The following is a 21,302-nucleotide window of genomic DNA, read 5'->3' on the forward strand; positions in this document are numbered from 1 at the left end:
GCGTCACTCCGCGCGGGCGGTTACGCCACTCGGGGGAACACGGCCCCGGCCCGCCGCCGCGGTCAGCGGCAGCAGTCCGGGTCCAGGCCGGACGGGAGGCGGTCGCCGCCGAACACCGCGCAGGTGGCCTCGTGTCCGCCCAGCGCGGCGACCGCGAGCAGCAGGGAACCCGCCGTCCAGGTGGTCAGTTCCCGCGGCCAGACGGCGTCGTCCTCGAAGACGTAGCCGGTCCAGTACAGGCCGGACTCCGGGTCCCGCAGGTGCTGGATGGACTTCAGGATCTCCAGCGCCCGGTCGGACTCGCCCACCGCCCACAGCGCGAGCGCCAGTTCGCTGGACTCGCCGCCGGTCACCCACGGGTTGGGCACGACACAGCGCACGCCGAGACCGGGCACGACGAACCGGTCCCAGTCCCGGGCTATCCGCGCCTCGGCCTCCGCTCCGGTCAGGGCGCCGCCGAGGACCGGGTAGTACCAGTCCATCGAGTAGCGGTCCTTGTCCAGGAAGCGCTCCGGGTGCCGGCGGATCGCGTGCCGCAGCGCGCCCACCGCCAACTCCCAGTCGGGCTGCGCCTCTTCGCGCTGCTCGGCGATGGCGAGGGCGCAGCGCAGCGCGTGGTGCACGGAGGAGCTGCCGGTCAGCAGGGCGTCGGCGGACGGCGTGCCGTCGTCCTCGCGCCGCCAGCCGATCTGCCCGCCGGGCTGCTGGAGGGCGAGCACCCACTCCACGGCCGCGTACACACACGGCCACATGCGGTCCAGGAACGTGTCGTCGCCGGTGGAGAGGTAGTGGTGCCAGACCCCGACGGCTATGTAGGCCACGAAGTTGGACTCGCGGGCGCGGTCGGTGACCTCGTCGTGGGCGCCGTCGGCGTAGGCGGCGTACCAGGAGCCGTCCTGGTTCTGGTGCCGGGCGAGCCAGAGGTAGGCGCGTTCGGCGGCCTCGTGCTCACCGGCGGCGTCCAGGGCCATGGCGGCCTCGGTGTGGTCCCACGGGTCCAGGTGGTGACCCCGGAACCACGGGATCGCGCCGTCCTCCCGCTGACCGGCCAGGATGCCGCGTACGGTCGCGGCGGCCTGCTCGGCGGTGAGGACTCCGGGCAGGACGAGGTGTTCTGTCCGGGGGGTGGTCACCGGGCGGCCGCCTCCTCGGCGAGGCGGGGCAGGTGCGGCTTGGTCGCGTAGACCACGAAACTCTTGCCCATCACCGGGTTGAGTGTCCGCTCGGCCAGCCGGGTGGCCAGCGGCTTCTTCATGATGTCCCAGACCAGGAGCTTGTGGTACGCGCGCACCGGCAGCGCCTTGTCGTTGTCGACGCCGAAGGCGCACTTCAGCCACCAGTAGGGGGCGTGCAGGGCGTGCGCGTGGTGGCTGCCGTAGGGCTTGAGGCCGGCCTCGCGGACCTTGGCCACCAGTTCGTCGGCCTTGTAGATGCGGATGTGGCCGCCCTCGACCTCGTGGTAGGCGTCGGACAGCGCCCAGCAGACCTTCTCCGGGCCGTAGCGGGGCACGGTGATCGCGATCCGGCCGCCCGGCTTGAGCACGCGCACCATCTCGGCGAGCACGCCCTTGTCGTCGGGGATGTGCTCCATCACCTCGGAGATGATCACGACGTCGAAGGACTCGTCGGGGAAGGGCAGCGCGAGCGCGTCGCCCTCCATGGCGGTGGCGGTGGCGCCCTCGGGGGCCTCGCCCTCCTGCTCCATCGCCGCGAACCACTTGGCGACCTCGCGGATCTCCTCGGCGTTGCGGTCCAGGGCCACGACCCGGGCGCCGCGCCGGTAGCACTCGAACGCGTGCCGGCCGGCCCCGCAGCCGAGGTCCAGGACACGGTCGCCGGGGGCGAGCGGGAACCGGGAGAAGTCGACGGTCAGCACGTGGCCCTGCTTTCGGAAGAGACGCCTGCGGTGTTTGCCGGGGCCGCGGAGCGGCCGGGAGTCCGGGGCGCGGAGCCGTCGCCACCGGACGCGGGGGGCTCGGGGGCCACGGCGGGTGCGCCGGCCGGGGAGCGGTCGCCACCGGGCGCGGAACGATCCCGCGCGGGCCCGGGGCGTCCGGCGGCGCCCGGGGAGCGCGCGGGGCGGTCGGCGCGGGCCCGGTGCGCGGAGCGGGCGATGGCCTCCCGGTACCGGGCGACCGTGCCCTGGGCCGCGCGCGCCCACGTGAAGTTGGCCAGCACCCGCTCGCGGCCCGCGTCGCCGAGCCGCAGCCGCAGCTCGCGGTCGCCGAGCAGCCGGCCGAGCGCGGCGGCCAGCGCCCCCGCGTCGCCGGGCGGCACGGCCAGGCACGTCTCGCCGTCGCGTCCCGCCACCTCGGGGATCGCGCCGCCGGTGGTCGCGACCAGCGGGGTGCCGGTCGCCATCGCCTCGGCGGCGGGCAGCGAGAACCCCTCGTACAGCGAGGGCACGCAGGCGACCTCGGCGGACCGGATCAGGTCGACCAGCTCGGCGTCGGAGATGCCCTTGACGAACTCCACGGCGCCGTCGAGGCCGTACCGCTCGATCGCCTGGGCGACCGGCCCCTCGGTGGGACGCTTGCCGACGACGACGAGGTGGGCGGCCGGATGCTCGGTGCGCACCTTGGCCAGCGCCTCCACCAGGAACACCAGCCCCTTGAGCGGGACGTCGGCGCTGGAGGTGGTGACGATGCGTCCGGGCACCTCGGGGACGGCCGGGTTCGGCGCGAACAGGTCGGTGTCGGCGCCGATGTGCACCACGTGCACGCGGTCCTGTCGCACCCCGAGGTGGTCCACGATCTCCTGCCGGGAGCTGCCGGAGACGGTGAGCACCGAGGGCAGCCGGCGGGCGACGCGCTTCTGCATCCGGGTGAAGGCGTACCAGCGGCGCACCGAGTACCGGCGCTGCCAGCCCTCGGCCGCGTCCAGCTCCAGCTGCCGGTCGACGGTGATGGGGTGGTGGATCGTGGTGACCAGGGGCGCGCCGATGTCGCCGAGCAGGCCGTAGCCGAGGGTCTGGTTGTCGTGGACGACGTCGAACTCGCCGCGCCGGGCCCGCAGATGACGGCGGGCGCGCAGCGAGAAGGTCAGCGGTTCGGGGAAGCCGCCGGTCCACATCGTGCCGACTTCGAGGGCGTCGATCCAGTCCCGGTACTCGTCGCGGCCCGGGGTGCGGAAGGGGTCGGGCTGGCGGTAGAGGTCGAGGCTGGGCAGCTCGGTCAGGGTGAGCGCCGGGTATCCCTCGTCGAGCACCGGGTAGGGCTGGGAGCCGATGACCTCGACGCGGTGTCCGAGGCGGGCCAGTTCGCGCGAGAGGTGCCGTACGTAGACGCCCTGCCCGCCGCAGAACGGGTTCCCTTTGTAGGTGAGGAGCGCGATGTCGAGCGGTTTCCCGCCGTCGGCGGCCGAGTCCTCGCGGGCACCCGCTTCCCGGGCCTCAGCGGTCACTCCGTGCCCCCTTCTGCCAGCACTGTCCCGCGAGACTACGACGGGACGCTAATCTAGAACAAGTTTCAGACTTGATCGTTCAAGAGGCTCCGAATCTACCGGCAGGTAGGGGCGCTGTGAGCAGTGGATCAGGTGATTCGCGCCACGGCGCGCGGTCCTGCCGTGCTGTCCGATCACGTGCTCTACCGACACCCTCACCGATTGTCACGGAACGGGGACCCATGCCTGCGCAAGCCAGTACGTCGCGTCCCGCCTCGCCACCCCTCACCGCACGGCAGCAGGCCCGCCGCCGCCGCATCCTGCAGGCGAGCGCGCAGCTGGCCGGCCGGGGCGGCTTCGACGCGGTGCAGATGCGCGAGGTGGCCGAGTCCTCCCAGGTGGCCCTCGGCACGCTGTACCGCTACTTCCCGTCCAAGGTGCACCTCCTGGTGGCCACCATGCAGGACCAGCTGGAGCGCATGCACGGCGCCCTGCGCCGCAGGCCGCCCGCGGGCGAGGCGCCCGCCGAGCGGGTGGCCCGGACGCTGATGCGGGCCTTCCGCGCGCTCCAGCGCGAGCCGCAGCTGGCCGACGCCATGGTCCGCGCCCTGACCTTCGCGGACCGCAGCGTCAGCCCGGAGGTGGACCAGGTCTCCCGCCGGACGACGGCGATCATCCTCGACGCCATGGGCCTGGAAGACCCCACCGACGAGCAGCTCTCCGTGGTCCGCGTCATCGAGCACACCTGGCACTCGGCCCTGATCACCTGGCTGTCCGGGCGGGCCTCCATCGCCCAGGTGCGGATCGACATCGAGACGGTCTGCCGGCTGATCGACCTGCCGGACCCGGCCGCGGCGGACCGCTGACGGCGGGGCCCCGGGGGGGATCGAGACGGCCTCCCCCGGACGGGTCCCGGCCGCCGCCGTGTCGCCACCTCGTCGGGCGGGTCGCGCGGAACCGGCGCCGGGGAGCGATCCGGTGACGTACGCGGCGGTGTGGTTCCCGGTGGCCGCGACGGGCGCGGGCCGGTACACAGCGGCCCCATGGACCCTGTGCAGCGGCTGCTCGCCGAACGCGCCTGCGAGCGCCTGATCGTGGATTTCGTGCACCGCCTCGACCTCGGCGAACCGGCCTCGGTGGCCGAGCTGTTCACCGAGGACGGCAGCTGGGAGTGGCCGCCGCCCGGGGACGGACGCCGGGTGCGGGGGCGGGCGGCGCTCGGGGAGTACTTCGGCGCCCGCCCCGCCGACCGGCTCTCGCGCCGTCTGATGTCCAGCATCCTGGTCACGGTGGTCTCCGCGGAGACGGCGACGGCGGTCTCGTACTTCTCGACGCACCGCGTCGACGGCTGCACCGGCGGCCTCGTGCCCGCCGGGCCACCGGTCCAGGTCGGGCACTACGAGGACACCTTCCGGCGGACCGGCGACGGCTGGCTGCTGGCCTCCCGGGTGCTGCGCCTGCCCTTCGGCGGCCCCACCCCCTCGGTCCGCTGAGGCCGCGCGGGACGGCCCGGCTCAGCCGAGGCCGGACAGGAAGGCCTGTTCGGCCGCGGTCAGCGGCGGCCCGGCGAGGGCGGGCAGCGGCGGCCCGGCGAGGCTGTGCAGCAGGGCGTCCGGGCGGAACAGCCGGGACGGCGGGGTGCGCAGGGTGGTGACGTCCCACAGCGCGGCGGCCGCGGTGTACGACCCGGTGGCCGCCCGCGTCAGCCGCTGCGAGTAGGCGGCGGCCATCCGGTCCCCGGGGGTCGCCCGGCCGCCCTCCACGCCGGGGTAGAGGACGTCGGTGCTGACGGCCATCGTCCAGGCGCCGTCGGCGGCCCGGCCCACCGCGCGCTGGACCCGGCGGGCCAGCCCGGGGGTGCCGATGCCGTCCTCGCGCAGTGCCCGGGCGAGGGCCAGGGCGCCGTGCGCCGCGACCGACATGCCCTGCCCGTAGATCGGGTTGAACGTGGCCGCCGCGTCCCCGAGCACCACGAAGCCCTCCGGCCACACGGGCGCGTCCTCCAGGTACCGGCGGGAGTTGCTGGTGCTGCGGCTGACGTGCACCGGGCCGAGGGGCTCGGCGGCCCGGATCAGCCGGCCCACCAGGGGGCTCGGGAGGCCCAGCGCGTAGTCGACGAAGCCCTCGGGGTCCTTCGGGGGCTCGCTGCCGCGCATCCCGCCGAGACTCACCATCCACCTGCCGTGCTCGATGGGCACGATCATGGCGCTGCGGCCGGGCCGCCCGCTCCAGGGGTCGGCCTGGATCAGGGTCATCGGCCAGTCGCGGGCCCCGTCCGGGACGCGGTAGACCCGGGTGGCGTTGGCCAGGCCGCTGTCGACGCCGCGCTCGCGGACGCCGTGCACGCCGATGGTGTCGAGCCAGGTCAGCAGCCGGGTGCCGCGGCCGCCGGCCTCCACCACCCAGTCCGCGTCCAGGTCCTGCGTGGGGCCGCCGTCCGGGCCGGCCAGCCGCACCCCGGTCACCCGGCGGGCGCTGCCGCGCAGCCCGGTCACCTGCGCGCGCCGGATCCGCACGTTCTCGCCGCAGCGCAGCACCGCCCGGCGCACCACCCACTCCAGCAGCGGCCGGCTGGAGGTGATCGTGACGTGCGAACGGTGCCGCCAGCGCCGGAACCAGCCCACCGGGGTGAGCGCCACCATGTCGCGGCTCAGCGCCGTCTCCCGGGCGCCCGCCGCCAGCAGCTCCGCCCGCAGGCCGGCCCGGGGCAGCAGCTCCTCCATCGCGTCCATGCCGCCGGGCATCAGCAGATGGGCGTGCCGGGACTGCGGCACCCCGGTGCGGTGCTCGGGCCCCTCGGGCAGCTCGTCGCGATCGAGGACGACGACCTCGTCCACGGCCGGCGACAGCGCCGCGGCGGCCAGCAGACCGGCCGGTCCGGCCCCGATGACAACGGCTCTTCGTGCGTTCACGCTTCCTCTTCCCTCCGCTCGGACGTCCGCACCGGGCGGCCTCAGCCGCCCGCGGTCCGTGCCGCGCCCTGCCGAGCCGCCTCGACGACGGGTGATCCGGCCAACGCCCGGGCGAGCCGTACGAGTTCCCGGGTGTCCGAGAAGAGGGCCGTGTGCAGCCGGTCGGTGCCCTCCGGTCCGGCGCTCTCGGCCGGGTGGGGCAGCCGGGCCTGCCGGGCGGCGTCCACGACCATGGCGGCGGCCGCGATGAAGTGCGCCTCGCCGGGCGGGCTGCCCTGGGCCCGGGCCCGCTGGTACGCCGTCTCGCGCACCCGGCCGTCGCAGCGGGACTGGAGAGCGAGCAGCGCGTCGAGGATGCGCAGCTCGCGGTAGTACAGCCGGCCGCGCGGCAGCAGCCAGCGCGGCGGTGCGGGCTTGGGGGCGGTCGGCACGCCGCGCAGCTCCGCCCACAGGGGGCCGAGCGCCCGGTAGTCCCAGACGCTGTGCCACTGGGCGAGGGCCGCGGGCAGCAGCCGGGGCAGCACGAAGCCGGCCGCGCACAGCAGCGCGCCCAGGGCGGCGGCGCGCGGGGCGAGGCCGGTGGACAGCCGGTCCAGGTCGTGCCCGGCCCAGCGGGCCGCCACCGCCGTCAGCTTGGCGCCCTCGAAGCCGGTGACGTCCACGGCCAGGCCCGCCATGATCAGCCGCAGCCCGACCCGGAGGATGCCGGTGACCTCCCGCGACCAGCGCAGGCACACATAGATGGTGATCAGCGCGCAGGCGCCGTGTCCGAGGAGGTACAGCACGATCATCTCGCGCATGTACGGGGTGTTGGCGTAGTAGGTGTCCAGGTCCCGCAGCCGCTCGGCCGGCGCGTCGGCCAGCGCGAACAGGGTGATCACGGCGATGATCACCAGGCTGTACACGGTGATCACCCGCATCGCCTGGCGCCGTACCCGCTCGGCCGGTCCGCCGCGCCAGTTGATCAGCAGGATCAGCAGCGAGGCGCTGTAGGCGGAGATGACGCTGTAGGTCATCGGGGCGCCGAAGTTGGGGATGCGGGTGAGGTGGTTCACCGCGCCGAGGGTGACGGGGGCCGAGCAGAAGAAGCACAGTCCGCCGAGGAAGATCGACATGCAGGTGGAGGCGGTCAGCGGGTCCCGCAGGGCGAGCCGCGGCCTGCGGAAGACCAGCAGGGCGGTCGCGGTGAACAGGCTCGCGACCGTGTAGACGATCAGGCTCATGGCGCGACGGCTCCCTTCAGGCCACGGCCAGGGCGCGGTCGCCCGTGCCGTCGGCGAGCGCGTCGGAGATGCGCAGCAGCGCCGGGAGGTCGGGGCGGTCGGCGAGCGGTACGGCCGCTTCCGCGCGCCGCTCCTGCGGCGCCCGGGTGGCGGCGGCGATGGCGGCGGCCCACGCGGCGGCCTGGGCCTCGTGCGGGTCGCCGCCCGCGCGCAGCTGGTCGGCGTAGGTCTGCCGGTACAGCCCCTCGTCCAGGTAACGCCCCAGGTAGTGCAGCCCGTTGTAGATGGAGCTCTGCCGCCAGGTCAGCCAGCGGGTGGCGGAGGGCCACCGGGGGCGCGGCACGCGCAGGGCCTCGCGGGTGAGCAGTCCGGTGAGCGCCCGTTCCAGCGGGCCGAGCCGTGCGTACGTCCGCCAGCAGCACACCCGCTCGGCCAGGAAGGGCGCGAAGAGCGGGATCACGATGCCGACGACGGTGAGCGCCGCGCTGAGCCCGGCGCAGGCGGACGCGAAGGTCGTGCCGAGCGCGGACCAGTCGTGTCCGCCCCACCGGGCGCCCACGGCCACGAGTTTGGCGGCGCTGTAGCCGCACCCGGCCACGGTGCCCACCCCCATGGTCACCAGACCGGCGCGCAGCGGGCCGCGCAGCCGCCGGGCCCAGGACAGCGAGCGGTAGGCGGTGACCAGGGCGGCGGTCAGGTGCGCGGCGAGGTACAGGACGATCATCTCGCCGATGTAGGGCGTGGTGGCGTAGTACGTGTCGAAGTCCGTACGGCGCTCCACGGAGGCGTCGCCGAGGACGAACAGGGCGGCGATGCCCGCGAGTACGGCGGTGTAGCCGAGGGTCCAGCGGCGGATCGCGCGGGTGGTGCCGGGGCCGCCGCGCCAGCGCATGACGAGCGCGAGGGAGGCGGCGCCGTAGGCGGTGATGGTGCCGTACGTCAGCGGGGCGGCCAGGTTGGGTACGCCGCTGACGTCGTTGACGAAGCCGACCGTGTCGGGGGCGCCGAACAGGAAGCACAGCGAGGAGAGGGCCAGCACGGTGCTGAGGGTGAGCAGGAAGGGGTCCCGCCAGCGCCGCGCCAGGTCGGGCGCCTTGGTCAGCAGGCCCAGCCACAGCAGCCCGCAGCTGACGTAGTTGATCAGGTCGCTCACCTGCCGGCCCCGCGGTAGTTGAGGGCCGCGCCGATGCGTCCGGCGAGGTCGTCGTGGCCGGAGGTGTGCGCCGCGTACACGGAATCGGGGGATGCTTTCAGCCAGGGCCGCAGCCGGTCGCCGATCAGCATGCCGAACAGGTCGGCCCGCTGTTCGGCGGCCTCCAGGAAGCGGGTGCGGGCGGCGGTGGGCGGCGCGTCGTCGGCGCCGGCCGGCACGAGGGCGCCCTCGGCGTGCGCGGCGCGGTGCGCCGGGTCGTCGTCGGCCATGTGCCACAGCTCGTGGCCCAGGATCACCAGCTTCATCCAGGGCGGGGCGTCGGCCTCGATGACGATGTCGTCGCGGGTGCCGCGGTCGATCCACAGGCCGGTCGCGGAGGTCTGCGGCGGGAAGTTCGCGAGGTGGACGACGATGGGCCGGCCGCGCCAGCGGGTGGCGGACTCGACCAGCGCGTCCAGCAGGTCGCCGGGGTCGGCGGGGATCGGCACTCGGAGGGGATCGATCAGCTCGTTGGCGAACCGGCGCATCTTCCTGGTTGTTCGCACCATTCCCCCGGAGGCTGCAAGCGGTCACGTCTGACCGCAATATGCCAACTCCGCGCCGCTTCAGCCAGCTTCACCGATCGGGCACGTACGTCACGAAAGGGACGTACGTCAGAAACGGGCTGCCGCCCACCCCGCCGACTGGCCGAAACGAACGCCTCGGGCGCGACGGTCTCCGGTTTTTTCAGCCAACCGGAAAGCAAGCCTAGGCCAGTTGCCCGGTCTCGCGTACCAGCCGTCCCGCCTCCCCCAGCAGCCCGGTCTCCGCCGCGCTCATCGTCGGGTTGTCCGCGCGCCGCCGCAGCGCCTGCGCCAGCCCCTCCTCCGTCAGCCCGGAGGGGTCGGCCAGCAGGGCGGTCAGCATCGCGCGGGCGGGCGCCGCGAGGGCGCCGGGGGCCACGGCGACCTGGGCGAGGATCACCGCGGACATGCCCCAGTCCAGTCCGGGGTGCCCGTCCTCGGCGTTGGACCAGTCGATGACCCGGGGCCCGTCCGGGGTGAGCATCACGTTGTCGGGGTGCAGATCCAGGTGCAGCACCCGCGCGTCCGGGTCGCGCGGGTCCCGGCCCGGCACGGCGTGCAGCCGGCGCAGCAGCCGGGCGAGCAGCGCCCCCGCCCGCGCCGGCTCCGCCCGGCCCTGCGTCAGGGCGCCGAGCAGGGTGGGGCCGGACAGCCGCTCCAGGACCAGCTCGGTGCGTGAGCCGGTGGGGCGGACGCGGGGTGCCGGATAGCCGTGCCGCCGTACGTACGTCATCACGGCGCCCTCGGCCGCCGCGTCCCCCCAGCCCTCGCGGTCGCGGCGCAGCACCCAGTCGGCGTCGATCTCGTAGACGTCCGCCGAGCGGCCGGAGCCCAGCAGTCTTCCGGTGGTTGTCATGGCCGTGACCCTAATCACCGGGACCTCGTGCCGACGGCCACTCCCCGGGGGCCGTGGGGCTGCCGGTAAAGTGGCGGGGTCGTCATCACACCCGTACGGGGGAAAGCCGGTGCAATTCCGGCGCTGACCCGCAACCGTGAGCCGTCTCCCCGCGGAGCGGCGAGCCGGAACGCCCCGGGGGGCACGTTGACCGGCTCGTGTGCGCCGGCCGCCGCCGCGCACAGCACCGTCGAGGTTTACGGAGTCGAGCCGCCCGGGGCCCTCCCGTGCGCTGCCCGGCTCCCCGCAGGGAGAGGCAGTCGCCGACCATGAACGTCCGCCGCAATGCCGCGGCTCTCGCCGCCATAGGCGTGCTGGCAGCCGCCGCACCCGCCGTGGCCGCCGGCCCGTCCCCTTCCCCCAAGGTCTCGGTCCCCTCCGGGCTCTACGGCAAGTCGGACCCCACGTACGACGGCGTGTGGCGCCAGTCCCTGGCCCTGACCGCCCTGCACACGCTCGGCTACCGGCCGGCCGCCGGTGCCGTCGACTGGCTCACCGGCCAGCAGTGCGCGAACGGCGCCTTCGCCGCGTTCCGCGCCGACCCCGCCAAGGCCTGCGACGCCAAGACCACGGTGGACACCAACAGCACGGCCGCCGCCGTACAGGCACTGCACGCCGTCGGCGGCCACGACGCCGCCGTCACCAAGGCGGTCGGCTGGCTGAAGTCGGCGCAGAACACGGACGGCGGCTGGGGCTACAACCCCGGCAGCCCGAGCGACGCCAACTCCACCTCCGTCGTCATCGGCGCGCTGGCCGCGACCGGCGCCGACCCGGCGCACGTCGAGAAGTCCGGCAAGTCGCCCTACGACGCGCTGGCCGGCTGGTCCATCCCCTGCGACCAGGACGGCGGCGGCGCGCTCGCCTACCAGCCCGACAAGAAGGGCAAGCTGGCCGCCAACGCGGACGCCACCGCGGCCGGTGTGCTCGGCGCGCTCGGCAAGGGTTTCGTGGCCGAGGAGGGCAAGCCCCCCGCGCAGGACGCCTGCGCCGGGACCGGCCACCCCACCCCGGCGCAGGTCGCCGACAACGGCGGCGCCTACCTCTCCGCGGCCGTCGCCGGGAGCGGTCACCTCACCTCCACGCTCCCCGGCGCCGAGAACCAGCCCGACTACGGCAACACCGCCGACACCGTCGTGGCGCTCGCCGCGGACGGGCGGACCGAGCCGGCCAAGAAGGCGTACGCCTGGCTGGAGAAGCACGCGGGCCCCTGGGCCACGCAGACCGGCCCGGCCGCGTACGCCCAGCTGATCCTCGCCGCGCACGCGGTCGGCGCCCAGCCCGGCGACTTCGGCGGCACCAGCCTGGTGACCTCCCTCGCCGCCCTCGGCCCGGCCCCGGTGGTGGCGGGCCACACCGAGAACCGGACCAAGGCCGCCGACGGCGGCTCGCACGCGGGGGTCTGGTGGAGCGTCGGCATCTGCCTCGTCGCGGGCATCGGCATCGGCTTCCTGCTCAGCACCCGGAAGAAGCAGCAGTCGTGACCGCCGTCCGCCGTGCCGTGCCGGTGCTGCTGGCCGCCCTGGCGCTGCTGTCGGCCGCGGGGGCCGGGCAGGCGCAGGCCGCGGGCTACCGCTACTGGTCCTTCTGGGAGCGCTCCGGCGACCACTGGACGTACGCCACCCAGGGCCCCTCGCTCGCCCGCCCCGACGACGGCGCGGTGGAGGGCTTCCGGTTCTCCGTGAGCGCGGACTCCGCGGACGCGAGCGAGCCGCGCGGCACGGCGGACTTCGGCACCATCTGCGCGCACACGCCCGCGAAGGCCGGCACGAAGCGGGTGGCGCTGGTCCTCGACTTCGGCGTCGAGGCCGACGCGCCGTCCGGCGAGACCCCGCCGGCCCGCCGCACGGCCTGCGCCCGCGTCGCGCCGTCGGCGTCCGCCGCGCAGGCGCTGGCCGCCGTGGCCAAGCCGCTGCGGTACGACACCAACGCCCTGCTGTGCGCGATCTCCGGGTATCCCCGCAAGGGGTGCGGCGAGCAGGTCTCCACGGACGGCTCGGCGGGCTCCGCCGGTCCGGCCGCCACCGAGAAGCCGGCCGCCTCGTCCGGCGGCCCGTCCCTGGGGCTGCCGATCGGCGCGGGTGTCGTCGTGCTGCTCGCGGGCGCGGCGGTGTGGCAGTCGCGACGGCGACGCGGATGACTCCGCCGAAGGGCCGGGCCGGGACCGGTCGCGCGGTTCCCCGCGGGCGGACGCCGGGCGACGGCGACCGTCCCGCACCGGCCGCCGCACCCGGCCGGCGCCCGGCCGGGACCGGGACCGGCACATCGGGGACCGGACGCGGCCCGTCCACGGCCGCTCGCGCGGTTCCGCCCGTCCCGGCGCCTGCGCGTTCCCGGCGGCCCGGCGGTGCCACCGTGCACCCCGGCGCCTGGTGGCTCTGGGCGACCTCCCTGGGCACCGCCGCCACCCGCACCACCAACCCCCTGCTCCTCGCCCTGCTCATCGCCGCGTCGGCGTACGTCGTGGCCACGCACCGCTCCGCGGCCCCCTGGGCCCGCTCCTACACCGCGTTCGCCCGGCTCGCCCTCGCCGTCCTCCTCGTCCGCCTCGTGTTCGCGGTGGTACTCGGCTCCCCGATCCCCGGCACCCACACCCTGCTCACCCTCCCGGAGATCCCCCTGCCGCACTGGGCGCAGGGCATCCGCCTGGGCGGCGAGGTCACCGCGGAGGCCCTCGTCTTCGCGGCCTACGACGGGCTGAAACTGGCCACCCTGCTGATCTGCGTGGGCGCCGCGAACGCCCTCGCGAGCCCTTCGCGCCTGCTGAAGTCCCTCCCCGGCGCCCTGTACGAGACCGGCGTCGCCGTCGTCGTCGCCCTGACCTTCGCCCCGCACCTGATCGCCGACGTGCAGCGGCTGCGCGCCGCCCGCCGGCTGCGCGGCCGCCCCGACCGCGGCGTCCGGGGCCTGCTCCAGGTCGGACTCCCGGTCCTGGAGGGCGCGTTGGAGCGCTCGGTCGCCCTCGCCGCCGCGATGGAGGCGCGCGGCTACGGCCGCGCCGCCGAGGTCCCCGCCCGGGTCCGCCGCACCACCGCCGCGCTCACCCTCGGCGGGCTGCTCGGCGTCTGCGCCGGCACCTACGGGCTGCTCACCGCCGAGGGCGGCGGGTACGGGATCCCGCTGCTGCTCGCCGGGGTCGCCGCCGCCCTTGCGGGACTGCGCCTGGGCGGCCGCCGCTCGCTGCGCACCCGCTACCGCCCCGACCGCTGGGACGCCCGCGCCTGGCTGGTCACCGGCTCCGGCGTCGCCGTGGCCGCGCTGCTCACCCTCGCCTCGGCGCGCGCCCCGGAGGCGCTGCACCCGGGCGTGGTCCCGCTGACCGCGCCGTCCCTGCCCCTGTGGCCCGCCGCCGCGGTCCTCCTCGCCCTGCTGCCCGCCTTCGCCGTCCCCAGGGAGCACTCGTGATCCGCTTCGAGGATGTCAGCGTGACGTACGACGGCGCCGCCGAACCCACCGTGCGCGGCGTCGACTTCGAGGTGCCGGAGGGCGAACTGGTGCTCCTCGTCGGCCCGTCCGGGGTCGGCAAGTCGACGGTGCTCGGCGCGGTCAGCGGCCTGGTCCCGCACTTCACCGGCGGCACCCTGCGCGGCCGGGTCACCGTCGCCGGCCGCGACACCCGCGCCCACAAACCACGCGAACTCGCCGATGTCGTCGGCACGGTGGGCCAGGACCCGCTCGCCCACTTCGTCACGGACACCGTGGAGGACGAACTCGCCTACGGCATGGAGTCGTTGGGCCTCGCCCCCGACGTGATGCGGCGCCGGGTGGAGGAGACCCTCGACCTGCTGGGCCTGGCCGGCCTGCGGGACCGCCCCATCGCCACCCTCTCCGGCGGCCAGCGCCAGCGCGTCGCCATCGGCTCCGTCCTCACCCCCCACCCCCGGGTGCTCGTCCTGGACGAGCCGACCTCCGCGCTGGACCCGGCCGCCGCGGAGGAGGTACTGGCCGTGCTCCAGCGCCTGGTGCACGACCTGGGCACCACGGTCCTCATGGCCGAACACCGCCTCGAACGCGTCGTCCACTACGCCGACCGGGTCGTCCTCCTCCCCGCTCCCGGCCGGCCCCCCGTCACCGGCACCCCGGCCGACGTCATGTCCGTCTCGCCGGTCCATCCCCCGGTGGTCGCCCTGGGCCGGCTGGCCGGCTGGTCCCCCCTCCCGCTGACCGTCCGGGACGCCCGCCGCAGGGCGGGGGAACTGCGGGAACGACTGTCCGCGGCCGCGGACGGCCGCACGGCCGAACCGACGCGGAGCACGGCGGCACCCCACCCGCCCGCGCACACGGTGCCCGCCCCGGCCGGCCGGGGCACGGGCCGCCTGTTCGGCCGCCGCCCCAAGACCGCCCCCGCCACCGGGCCCGCCCCGCTGGCGACCGCGGACGCCCTCACCGTCCGCCGCGCCCACGTCACCGCCCTCGACCGCCTCTCGCTCACCGTCGCCCCCGGCGAGACCATCGCCCTCATGGGCCGCAACGGCGCCGGCAAGTCCACCCTCCTCAACACCCTCGTCGGCCTGCTCGAACCCACCTCCGGCACGGTGACCGTCGGCGGCGCCGCCCCGCACCGCACCGCGCCCCGCGAGCTGATCCGGCACGTCGGCCTGGTCCCGCAGGAACCGCGCGACCTGCTGTACGCCGACACGGTGGCGGCCGAATGCGCCGCCGCCGACCAGGACGCGGGCGCGGACCCCGGCACCTGCCGCGCCCTGCTGTCCCGGCTGCTGCCGGGCATCGCCGACGACACCCACCCCCGCGACCTCTCCGAGGGACAGTGCCTGGCGCTGGCGCTGGCCGTCGTGCTGGCCGCCCGCCCGCCGCTGCTCCTGCTGGACGAGCCCACCCGCGGCCTGGACTACGCGGCGAAGGCCCGGCTGGTGACCACGCTGCGCGGCCTCGCCGCCGAGGGGCACGCGATCGTGCTGGCCACGCACGACGTGGAGCTGGCCGCGGAGGTCGCGCACCGGGTGGTGCTGCTGGCCGAGGGCGAGGTGATCGCGGACGGTCCCACGGCCCAGATCGTGGTGTCGTCGCCGTCCTTCGCCCCGCAGGTGACGAAGATCCTGGCCCCCCAGCGGTGGCTGACCGTGGCCGAGGTGCGGGAGGCCCTGGGATGAGCCCCTCCCCCGCGACCCGGGCCCCCCGGGTGCGCGCCGTCCGCCTCGGCCCCCGGTCCGTCGCCGCCCTGGTCCTGGTCTCCGCGGTCGGTGCGGTCGGCTTCGGCTGGCCCTTCCTCGCCCCGCCCGACTCCCGGCTCGGCGCGCACGCCCAGGACGCCCCCTGGCTCTTCGCGGGCCTGCTGATCCTGCTGGTCGCGGTGGTCGCCGCCACCATCTCGGAGTCGGACCTCGGGCCCAAGGCGGTCGCGACGCTCGGCGTGCTGGCCGCGACCGGCGCCGCGCTGCGGCCGATCGGCGCGGGCACGGCCGGGATCGAGCCGATGTTCTTCCTGCTGGTGCTCAGCGGCCGCGTCCTCGGCCCCGGCTTCGGGTTCGCGCTGGGCTCGGTGACGATGTTCGCGTCCGCGCTGCTGACCGGCGGGGTCGGCCCCTGGCTGCCGTTCCAGATGCTGTCGATGGGCTGGTTCGCGATGGGCGCGGGCCTGCTGCCGGGCCCGGTACGGCTGCGCGGCAGGGCCGAACTGCTGCTCCTGGCCGGCTACGGCTTCCTCGCCTCCCTCGCCTACGGCACCGTCATGAACCTGGCCGGCTGGCCCTTCATGGGCGCCACCGCGTCGGGCATCTCCTTCCACCCGGGCGACTCGGTCGCCGCCAATCTGGCCCGCTTCGTCGCCTACTGCCTGGCCACCTCCCTCGGCTGGGACCTGGGCCGGGCCCTGTGCACGCTGGTGCTGACCTTCGCGCTCGGCCCGGCGGTGCTGCGCGCGCTGCGCCGGGCCACCCGCCGGGCCGCCTTCGAGACCCCGGTCACCTTCGACGGCCCCGTCGGGTGAGGGGCCGTACCCGTGCGGTGAACGGGTCGGTGAAGCACCCCACATGACGCAGTTCACCTACGAATGACGGCCGTACCCCCGTTCAGCCCAGGTACGACGACCCGCACCCCCTTTGACCTGCGGTTTGCGGCTTGCGCCACATAGCGGACAGGGCGCGCCCATCCGGCCGCAACTAGTAAATGCGGTGATTGCGGGCGGTTGTCCGGGCTGCTTATCTGGTCGGCGTCGCCAGGCGCCACGGGCCCTCAGGGTCGCGGCGCCGACGCATGCCGGTCGCGAGAACGCGGCCCGCCCCCAGGGGCTCGTGCGCGGCGATTCCTTGTCCCCGACGCAAGAGGTTCTCCGTGTCCGTTTCCGTGATCCGTCGCATCGCCTCCCCGAAGAAGGCCCTCACCGTCGCCGCCGTGGCCGCCGCCACCTCCGGCATGGCGCTGTCCGCGGCCCCCGCCCAGGCCGCCCCCGCCTCCGCTTCCTCCGCCCAGGCGATCGCGCACAAGATGATCCCGGACGCCGCGCAGTTCAACGCGTTCAGCAAGATCGTCGAGCGGGAGAGCGGCTGGAACCCGACCGCCACCAACAGCTCCTCCGGCGCCTACGGCCTGGTCCAGGCCCTGCCGGGCTCCAAGATGGCCTCCGCGGGCGCCGACTGGAAGACCAACCCGGCCACCCAGATCAAGTGGGGCCTGAACTACATGAACTCCCGCTACGGCAGCCCGGTCAAGGCCTGGTCCTTCTGGCAGGCGAACGGCTGGTACTGAGCCGCTCCCACGACCACCGGACCGCTCACCCCGCTCCGGCACCGAACCAGCGCGCCATCCCGGCCGGCCCGTCCCGCCCCCTGGCGGTCGACGGCGCCCAGGTCGGACGACCGCACCCTCGCCCCCCGCGCGGCGAGGGTGCGTTCGCATGCCCGCGCCCGTGCCGTTCGGTTGTCCCCGCCCACCCAACCCGGCTTTCCCCCGTTTTCCCCCGCCCCCGTGGTGGAGTTGTCCTCGCCCTGTCCGTCCGGCGAACCGGAGGAACGATGACGACGCCGAAGACAGCGGAACCGGCGGGGGCCGAACCGGACCCGGAGGCACGCGGACTGCGGCTGGTCGTCGTCCTGCTCGCGCTGACCGTGGTGAGCGGCCTGATCGACGCCGTCAGCTACCTCGGACTCGGCCGGGTCTTCACGGCCAACATGACCGGCAACGTCGTGGTGCTGGGCTTCGCGGCGGCGGGGGCGCCCGGGTTCTCGGTACCGCACACCGCGACCTCGCTGGGCTGCTTCCTGCTCGGCGCCGTGGTGGGCGGCCGGGTCGCGGCCCGGTTCCGCAGCGGGTCCCGGCGCCGCTGGGCCCGGCTGAGCCTGGCGGCCGAGGCCGCCCTGGTGGGACTGTCCGCGGCGGTGGCCTTCACCTGGCCGCACGACGCGGGCGCCGCCTACGTGCTCATCGCCCTCACCGCCCTCGCGATGGGCCTGCGCAACGCCACCGTCCGCAAGCTCGGGATCGCCGACCTGACCACCACGGTACTGACCGGCACCCTGACCGGGCTGGTCGCCGACTCCCGCCTCGGCAACGGCACCGGGCTCCGCTCCCCGCGCCGCGCCGCCTCGGTGCTCGCCATGCTCGCCGGCGCCTTTCTGGGCGCCTGGCTGGTACTGCACCACGGCCTGGGCGTTCCACTGCTGCTCGCGGCCGTGGGATCGGCGGTGCCGGCGGTGACCGCCTCCGGCCGCGAGTAGCGCCCGCCCGGCCGGTGGCCCCCGCGGCTCCCCGACCCCGCTGCCGCACGCCGTGCGGATCACGGCTTCCACCGTTGCACGACCCTTGCGGCGGCGGGCACCGCGTCCGCAGACTGCACCCCAGCACCAGTACGCGTTCTCGTTCTGAGGAGAGCCCTCCCGGAGAGGACCCGCACGCATGGCCGCCGAACCCGTGATCGTCGAAGCCGTCCGCACCCCGATCGGCAAGCGCGGCGGCGCGCTCGCCGGCCTGCACCCCGCCCACCTCCTGGGCGAGACCTACCACGAACTCCTCGGCCGCACCGGCCTGCCCGCCGACGCGGTCGAGCAGATCGTCGGCGGCACGGTGACCCACGCCGGCGAGCAGTCCATGAACCCCGCGCGCACCGCCTGGCTGGCCGTGGGCCTGCCGTACGAGACCGCCGCGACGACCGTGGACTGCCAGTGCGGCTCCTCCCAGCAGGCCGCGCACATGGTGGCCAACATGATCGCGGCGGGCGTCATCGACGTCGGCATCAGCTGCGGTGTCGAGGCCATGTCCCGCGTCCCGCTCGGCTCCGGCTCCAGGCACGGCCCCGGCAAGCCGCTCCCCGACGAGTGGAACGTGGACCTGCCCAACCAGTTCGAGGCGGCGGAGCGCATCGCCCGGCACCGCGGGCTGACCCGGCAGGACGTCGACGCGCTCGGCGTCCTCTCGCAGGAACGGGCCGCCCGCGCCTGGGCCGAGGAACGCTTCAAGCGGGAGACCTTCGCCGTCCAGGTGCCCACCACCGAGCAGGAGCAGTACGCGGGGCAGGGCATGTGGCGGCTGGTCGAGAAGGACGAGGGGCCGCGCGACACGTCCATGGAGGCGCTGGCGGACCTGAGACCGGTGATGCCGAGGGCCGTGCACACCGCGGGCAGCTCCGCGCAGATCTCCGACGGCTCGGCCGCGATCATGTGGGCGTCCAAGCGGATGGCCCGCGCGCTGAGGCTGCGGCCGCGGGCGCGGATCGTCGCCCAGGCGCTGGTCGGCGCCGACCCGCACTTCCATCTGGACGGCCCGGTCGACGCGACGCGCGCGGTGCTGGGCAAGGCGGGGATGTCGCTGAAGGACATCGACCTCGTGGAGATCAACGAGGCCTTCGCCTCGGTGGTGCTCAGCTGGACCCGGGTCTTCGAGCAGGACCTGGGCAAGGTCAACGTCAACGGCGGCGCGATCGCCCTCGGCCACCCGGTGGGCGCGACCGGCGCCCGGCTGATCACCACCGCCCTGCACGAACTGGAGCGCACGGACCAGGAGTTCGCGCTCGTCACCATGTCCGCGGGCGGCGGCCTGGCCACGGGGACGATCCTCCAGCGGCTCTAGGTGCCCTGTCCGGGCAGGTTGCCGACGGCCACCGCTCCCGTCTTCCGCTCCCCGGCGTGGGCGGCCTGGAGCACGGTGCGCACCCGCGGCCCCTGCACCAGGTACGACAGCCCGAAGCCGGCGGTGACCACCACGGCGCCGCCCACCGCGTCCAGCACCCAGTGGTTGGCGGTGGCGAGGATGGCCGAGACGGTGAAGAAGGGGTGCAGGAGGCCGAGGGCCTTCATCCACCACCTGGGCGCCAGGATCACGATCACCATGCCGCACCACAGGGACCAGCCGAAGTGCAGCGACGGCATCGCCGCGTACTGGTTGGTGAGCGCGGTCATCGCCCCGTAGTCGGGGTGGGCGAGGTCCTGGGTGCCGTGCACGGTGTCGATGAAGCCGAGCCCCGGCATCAGCCGCGGCGGGGCCAGCGGGAAGAGCCAGAAGCCGATCAGGGCGAGGAAGGTGGCGAAGCCGAGGGAGGTGCGGGCCCAGCGGTAGTCCACCGGGCGGCGCCAGTACAGGACCGCGAGCACGGCGAGCGGCAGCACGAAGTGGAACGACTCGTAGTAGAAGTCGAAGAAGCCGCGCAGCCAGCCGATCCCCGCGACCGTGTGGTTGAGCCAGTGCTCGATGTCTATGTGCAGGAACCGCTCGATGTCGACGACGATCCGCCCGTGGTGTTCGGCGGCGTCCCGGCCCCGGTCGTCCCCGCCGGCACCCGCGGCCAGCCGGACCTTCGCGTAGGCGGCGTACACGACCCGGATCAGCAGCAGTTCCAACAGCAGGTTGGGGCGGGTGAGGACCCGGCGCAGGAACGGCAGCAGCGGTACGTGCTTCCAGCGGGCGGGGACCGCGGGGGCGTACTCGGTGGGGACGGGGGACTGGTAGTACGGCGAGGTGCGGGACAGGAACGGTACGGCGACGGCGGCGGCCAGGGCCGCGACCAGCACCAGGTCGTCGCGCAGGGCGTACAGCGCCGGGGTGTTCGGCAGCATCATCTTCGCCGGCAGGGTGGTCACCAGCACCACCGCCACCGGCCACACGCTGCGGTCGGAGGCCCGGCGCCCGACCCGTCCGACCACCGCGAGCAGCAGCCACAGCAGCTGGTGCTGCCAGGTGGTGGGCGACACGGCCACCGCGGCGCAGCCGGTGACGGCCACGGCGAGCAGCAGCTGCCCGTCGTGCGCGTAGCGCACCGCGCGGCGCAGGGCGAGGACCGCGACGGCCGCGCCGAGCAGCAGGAAGAGCGTGATCTCCAGGGGGCCGGTGAGGCCGAGGCGGAGCAGGGCGCCGTGCAGGGACTGGTTGCCGAGGGCGTCGGCCTTGCCGCCGAGGCCCACTCCGGCCGGGTGGCGCAGCCAGTAGGTGACCGAGTCGTGCGGCAGCGCCGCCCAGGCGAGCGCGGTCAGCGCGGCGAAGGTGCCGGTGCCGGTCAGCGCGGCCCGGCGGCGGTCGGTGAACCACAGCAGGGGGATGAAGAGCAGCACGGTGGGCTGGAGGGCCGCCGCCAGGCCGATGCACACCCCGCTGGCCCGCTGCCCGCGCACGGCGAAGCAGCCGGCCAGCACCAACAGCACCGGCAGGATGCTGGTCTGGCCGAGCCACAGGGCGTTGCGGACCGGCAGCGAGACCATGAGCAGGCTGATCGCGACCGGCGCGGCCAGCAGGGAGGTGCGGCGGCCGACCGGCTGGGGCAGCGCGCGGGCGGCGATCAGACCGAGCGCGACGACCAGCAGCAGGCTGCCGAAGGTCCAGCCCCAGCCGAGGGCGGCCTCGGCGGCGCGGGTGAGCGGCTTGAGCACGAGCCCGGCGAAGGGGGTGCCGGTGAACTGCGTGGAGTCGTAGAGGGAGCCCTTGACGTGCAGGACGCCGTTCGGGCCGACCCAGGTCTCCAGGTCGGTGAGGCGTTTGCCGCTCGGGCTGGTCAGGACGGTGGCCACCTGCCGGACCGCGAGGACGGCGGCCACCGCCCACAGCGCGAACCGCGCCGCGCGCAGCCGTCCCTCCGCGTCAGCCGTGCCGAGACCGTCCCCCGGTCCCCCGCTGTGCTCCACGTTCGCCACGCCTCGTCGGCCTCCCGCCCCGTCCGTCCCCGGCGCGGTGCGCGCCGGATCGTTCCGCGAAACTCTACGAGGCTCGCAGACCCCCTGAACAGGGACGCAGGCAACC

The 21,302-nt window shown here is 75.1% G+C and carries 19 protein-coding genes; 10 read left to right on the plus strand and 9 right to left on the minus strand.

All coding sequences use genetic code 11. The features are described 5' to 3' along the window. Positions 1–62: 62 nt before the first annotated feature. From ACSP97_RS11585 to ACSP97_RS11595, 3 genes are read right to left on the minus strand one after another with little or no spacing between them, the layout of a single operon-like run. The gene (locus tag ACSP97_RS11585; RefSeq protein WP_355144261.1) at positions 63–1,133 is read right to left on the minus strand and encodes a prenyltransferase; all 1,071 of its coding nucleotides are present in this window, start codon (positions 1,131–1,133) and stop codon (positions 63–65) included. Further along, positions 1,130–1,876 (minus strand): class I SAM-dependent methyltransferase, encoded by a 747-nt coding sequence (locus tag ACSP97_RS11590; RefSeq protein WP_355144263.1) that lies wholly within the window; start codon positions 1,874–1,876, stop codon positions 1,130–1,132. The genes ACSP97_RS11585 and ACSP97_RS11590 overlap by 4 nt, the downstream gene beginning before the upstream one ends. Further along, the gene (locus ACSP97_RS11595) at positions 1,870–3,402 is read right to left on the minus strand and encodes a glycosyltransferase family 4 protein (protein WP_355528418.1); all 1,533 of its coding nucleotides are present in this window, start codon (positions 3,400–3,402) and stop codon (positions 1,870–1,872) included. Before ACSP97_RS11595 ends, ACSP97_RS11590 begins: the two co-directional genes overlap by 7 nt. Before the next feature lie 221 nt (positions 3,403–3,623). On the opposite strand from ACSP97_RS11595, the gene ACSP97_RS11600 reads away from it, so the two are divergent. Further along, positions 3,624–4,247 (plus strand): TetR family transcriptional regulator, encoded by a 624-nt coding sequence (locus tag ACSP97_RS11600; protein WP_358271448.1) that lies wholly within the window; start codon positions 3,624–3,626, stop codon positions 4,245–4,247. 177 nt (positions 4,248–4,424) lie between these two features. After that, on the plus strand, positions 4,425–4,874 hold the full coding sequence (locus ACSP97_RS11605) for a nuclear transport factor 2 family protein (protein WP_355528414.1): 450 nt from the start codon (positions 4,425–4,427) through the stop codon (positions 4,872–4,874). A gap of 21 nt (positions 4,875–4,895) precedes the next feature. Here ACSP97_RS11605 and ACSP97_RS11610 read toward each other — a convergent pair whose 3' ends face one another. The 5 genes from ACSP97_RS11610 to ACSP97_RS11630 all read right to left on the minus strand — a co-directional run bounded on the left by ACSP97_RS11610 (position 4,896) and on the right by ACSP97_RS11630 (position 10,088). Continuing rightward, a complete protein-coding gene (locus tag ACSP97_RS11610) occupies positions 4,896–6,293 on the minus strand; it encodes an FAD-dependent oxidoreductase (RefSeq protein WP_440557394.1) in 1,398 nt (465 codons plus the stop codon). 41 nt (positions 6,294–6,334) lie between these two features. Continuing rightward, entirely contained in the window at positions 6,335–7,516 is a 1,182-nt protein-coding gene (locus ACSP97_RS11615; RefSeq protein ID WP_440557396.1) for an MAB_1171c family putative transporter, read from the minus strand. Between the two features lie 16 nt (positions 7,517–7,532). After that, positions 7,533–8,669 carry an MAB_1171c family putative transporter gene (locus ACSP97_RS11620; RefSeq protein ID WP_440557398.1) on the minus strand — a complete coding sequence of 379 codons (1,137 nt, stop codon included), beginning with the start codon at positions 8,667–8,669 and terminating at the stop codon, positions 7,533–7,535. Further along, positions 8,666–9,214 carry a toxin gene (locus tag ACSP97_RS11625; RefSeq protein WP_358271574.1) on the minus strand — a complete coding sequence of 183 codons (549 nt, stop codon included), beginning with the start codon at positions 9,212–9,214 and terminating at the stop codon, positions 8,666–8,668. Before ACSP97_RS11625 ends, ACSP97_RS11620 begins: the two co-directional genes overlap by 4 nt. A 202-nt stretch (positions 9,215–9,416) precedes the next feature. Then, positions 9,417–10,088: a phosphotransferase gene (locus ACSP97_RS11630; RefSeq protein ID WP_422130206.1), complete on the minus strand. Its 672-nt coding sequence runs from the start codon at positions 10,086–10,088 to the stop codon at positions 9,417–9,419. 308 nt (positions 10,089–10,396) lie between these two features. Between ACSP97_RS11630 and ACSP97_RS11635 the strand changes: the two genes are divergently transcribed. The 8 genes from ACSP97_RS11635 (at position 10,397) to ACSP97_RS11670 (ending at position 19,145) form a co-directional block, all read left to right on the plus strand. Then, positions 10,397–11,608 (plus strand): prenyltransferase/squalene oxidase repeat-containing protein, encoded by a 1,212-nt coding sequence (locus ACSP97_RS11635; protein ID WP_355323751.1) that lies wholly within the window; start codon positions 10,397–10,399, stop codon positions 11,606–11,608. Continuing rightward, positions 11,605–12,264, plus strand: a complete 660-nt coding sequence (locus ACSP97_RS11640) for an SCO2322 family protein (protein WP_440557400.1) — start codon at positions 11,605–11,607, stop codon at positions 12,262–12,264. The genes ACSP97_RS11635 and ACSP97_RS11640 overlap by 4 nt, the downstream gene beginning before the upstream one ends. A gap of 215 nt (positions 12,265–12,479) precedes the next feature. Continuing rightward, positions 12,480–13,529 (plus strand): CbiQ family ECF transporter T component, encoded by a 1,050-nt coding sequence (locus tag ACSP97_RS11645; RefSeq protein WP_382072476.1) that lies wholly within the window; start codon positions 12,480–12,482, stop codon positions 13,527–13,529. Continuing rightward, entirely contained in the window at positions 13,526–15,235 is a 1,710-nt protein-coding gene (locus tag ACSP97_RS11650) for an ABC transporter ATP-binding protein (RefSeq protein ID WP_440557403.1), read from the plus strand. The genes ACSP97_RS11645 and ACSP97_RS11650 overlap by 4 nt, the downstream gene beginning before the upstream one ends. Then, on the plus strand, positions 15,232–16,071 hold the full coding sequence (locus ACSP97_RS11655; protein ID WP_440557405.1) for an ECF transporter S component: 840 nt from the start codon (positions 15,232–15,234) through the stop codon (positions 16,069–16,071). Before ACSP97_RS11650 ends, ACSP97_RS11655 begins: the two co-directional genes overlap by 4 nt. Before the next feature lie 344 nt (positions 16,072–16,415). After that, entirely contained in the window at positions 16,416–16,829 is a 414-nt protein-coding gene (locus tag ACSP97_RS11660; RefSeq protein WP_355144286.1) for a transglycosylase SLT domain-containing protein, read from the plus strand. A 266-nt stretch (positions 16,830–17,095) separates the two neighbouring features. Next, complete coding sequence (locus ACSP97_RS11665) at positions 17,096–17,797, plus strand: YoaK family protein (protein WP_440557407.1); 702 nt, start codon at positions 17,096–17,098, stop codon at positions 17,795–17,797. 178 nt (positions 17,798–17,975) lie between these two features. Then, complete coding sequence (locus tag ACSP97_RS11670; protein WP_358675307.1) at positions 17,976–19,145, plus strand: steroid 3-ketoacyl-CoA thiolase; 1,170 nt, start codon at positions 17,976–17,978, stop codon at positions 19,143–19,145. Here the strand turns inward: ACSP97_RS11670 and ACSP97_RS11675 are convergent. Further along, complete coding sequence (locus ACSP97_RS11675; RefSeq protein ID WP_440557409.1) at positions 19,142–21,196, minus strand: bifunctional glycosyltransferase 87/phosphatase PAP2 family protein; 2,055 nt, start codon at positions 21,194–21,196, stop codon at positions 19,142–19,144. The two genes, ACSP97_RS11670 and ACSP97_RS11675, sit on opposite strands and share 4 nt — an antisense overlap. Positions 21,197–21,302: the final 106 nt, after the last annotated feature.

It is taken from the genome of Streptomyces sp. SCPE 10, assembly GCF_051980735.1.
Lineage (GTDB): Bacteria > Actinomycetota > Actinomycetes > Streptomycetales > Streptomycetaceae > Streptomyces > Streptomyces misionensis.

Bases quoted from the DNA above. Each gene is read 5' to 3' on its own strand.
- ACSP97_RS11600 (WP_358271448.1), top strand. From the start codon at position 3,624: ATGCCTGCGCAAGCCAGTACGTCGCGTCCCGCCTCGCCACCCCTCACC.
- ACSP97_RS11605 (WP_355528414.1), top strand. From the start codon at position 4,425: ATGGACCCTGTGCAGCGGCTGCTCGCCGAACGCGCCTGCGAGCGCCTG.
- ACSP97_RS11615 (WP_440557396.1), bottom strand. From the start codon at position 7,516: ATGAGCCTGATCGTCTACACGGTCGCGAGCCTGTTCACCGCGACCGCC.
- ACSP97_RS11630 (WP_422130206.1), bottom strand. From the start codon at position 10,088: ATGACAACCACCGGAAGACTGCTGGGCTCCGGCCGCTCGGCGGACGTC.
- ACSP97_RS11635 (WP_355323751.1), top strand. From the start codon at position 10,397: ATGAACGTCCGCCGCAATGCCGCGGCTCTCGCCGCCATAGGCGTGCTG.
- ACSP97_RS11655 (WP_440557405.1), top strand. From the start codon at position 15,232: ATGAGCCCCTCCCCCGCGACCCGGGCCCCCCGGGTGCGCGCCGTCCGC.
- ACSP97_RS11665 (WP_440557407.1), top strand. From the start codon at position 17,096: ATGACGACGCCGAAGACAGCGGAACCGGCGGGGGCCGAACCGGACCCG.
- ACSP97_RS11670 (WP_358675307.1), top strand. From the start codon at position 17,976: ATGGCCGCCGAACCCGTGATCGTCGAAGCCGTCCGCACCCCGATCGGC.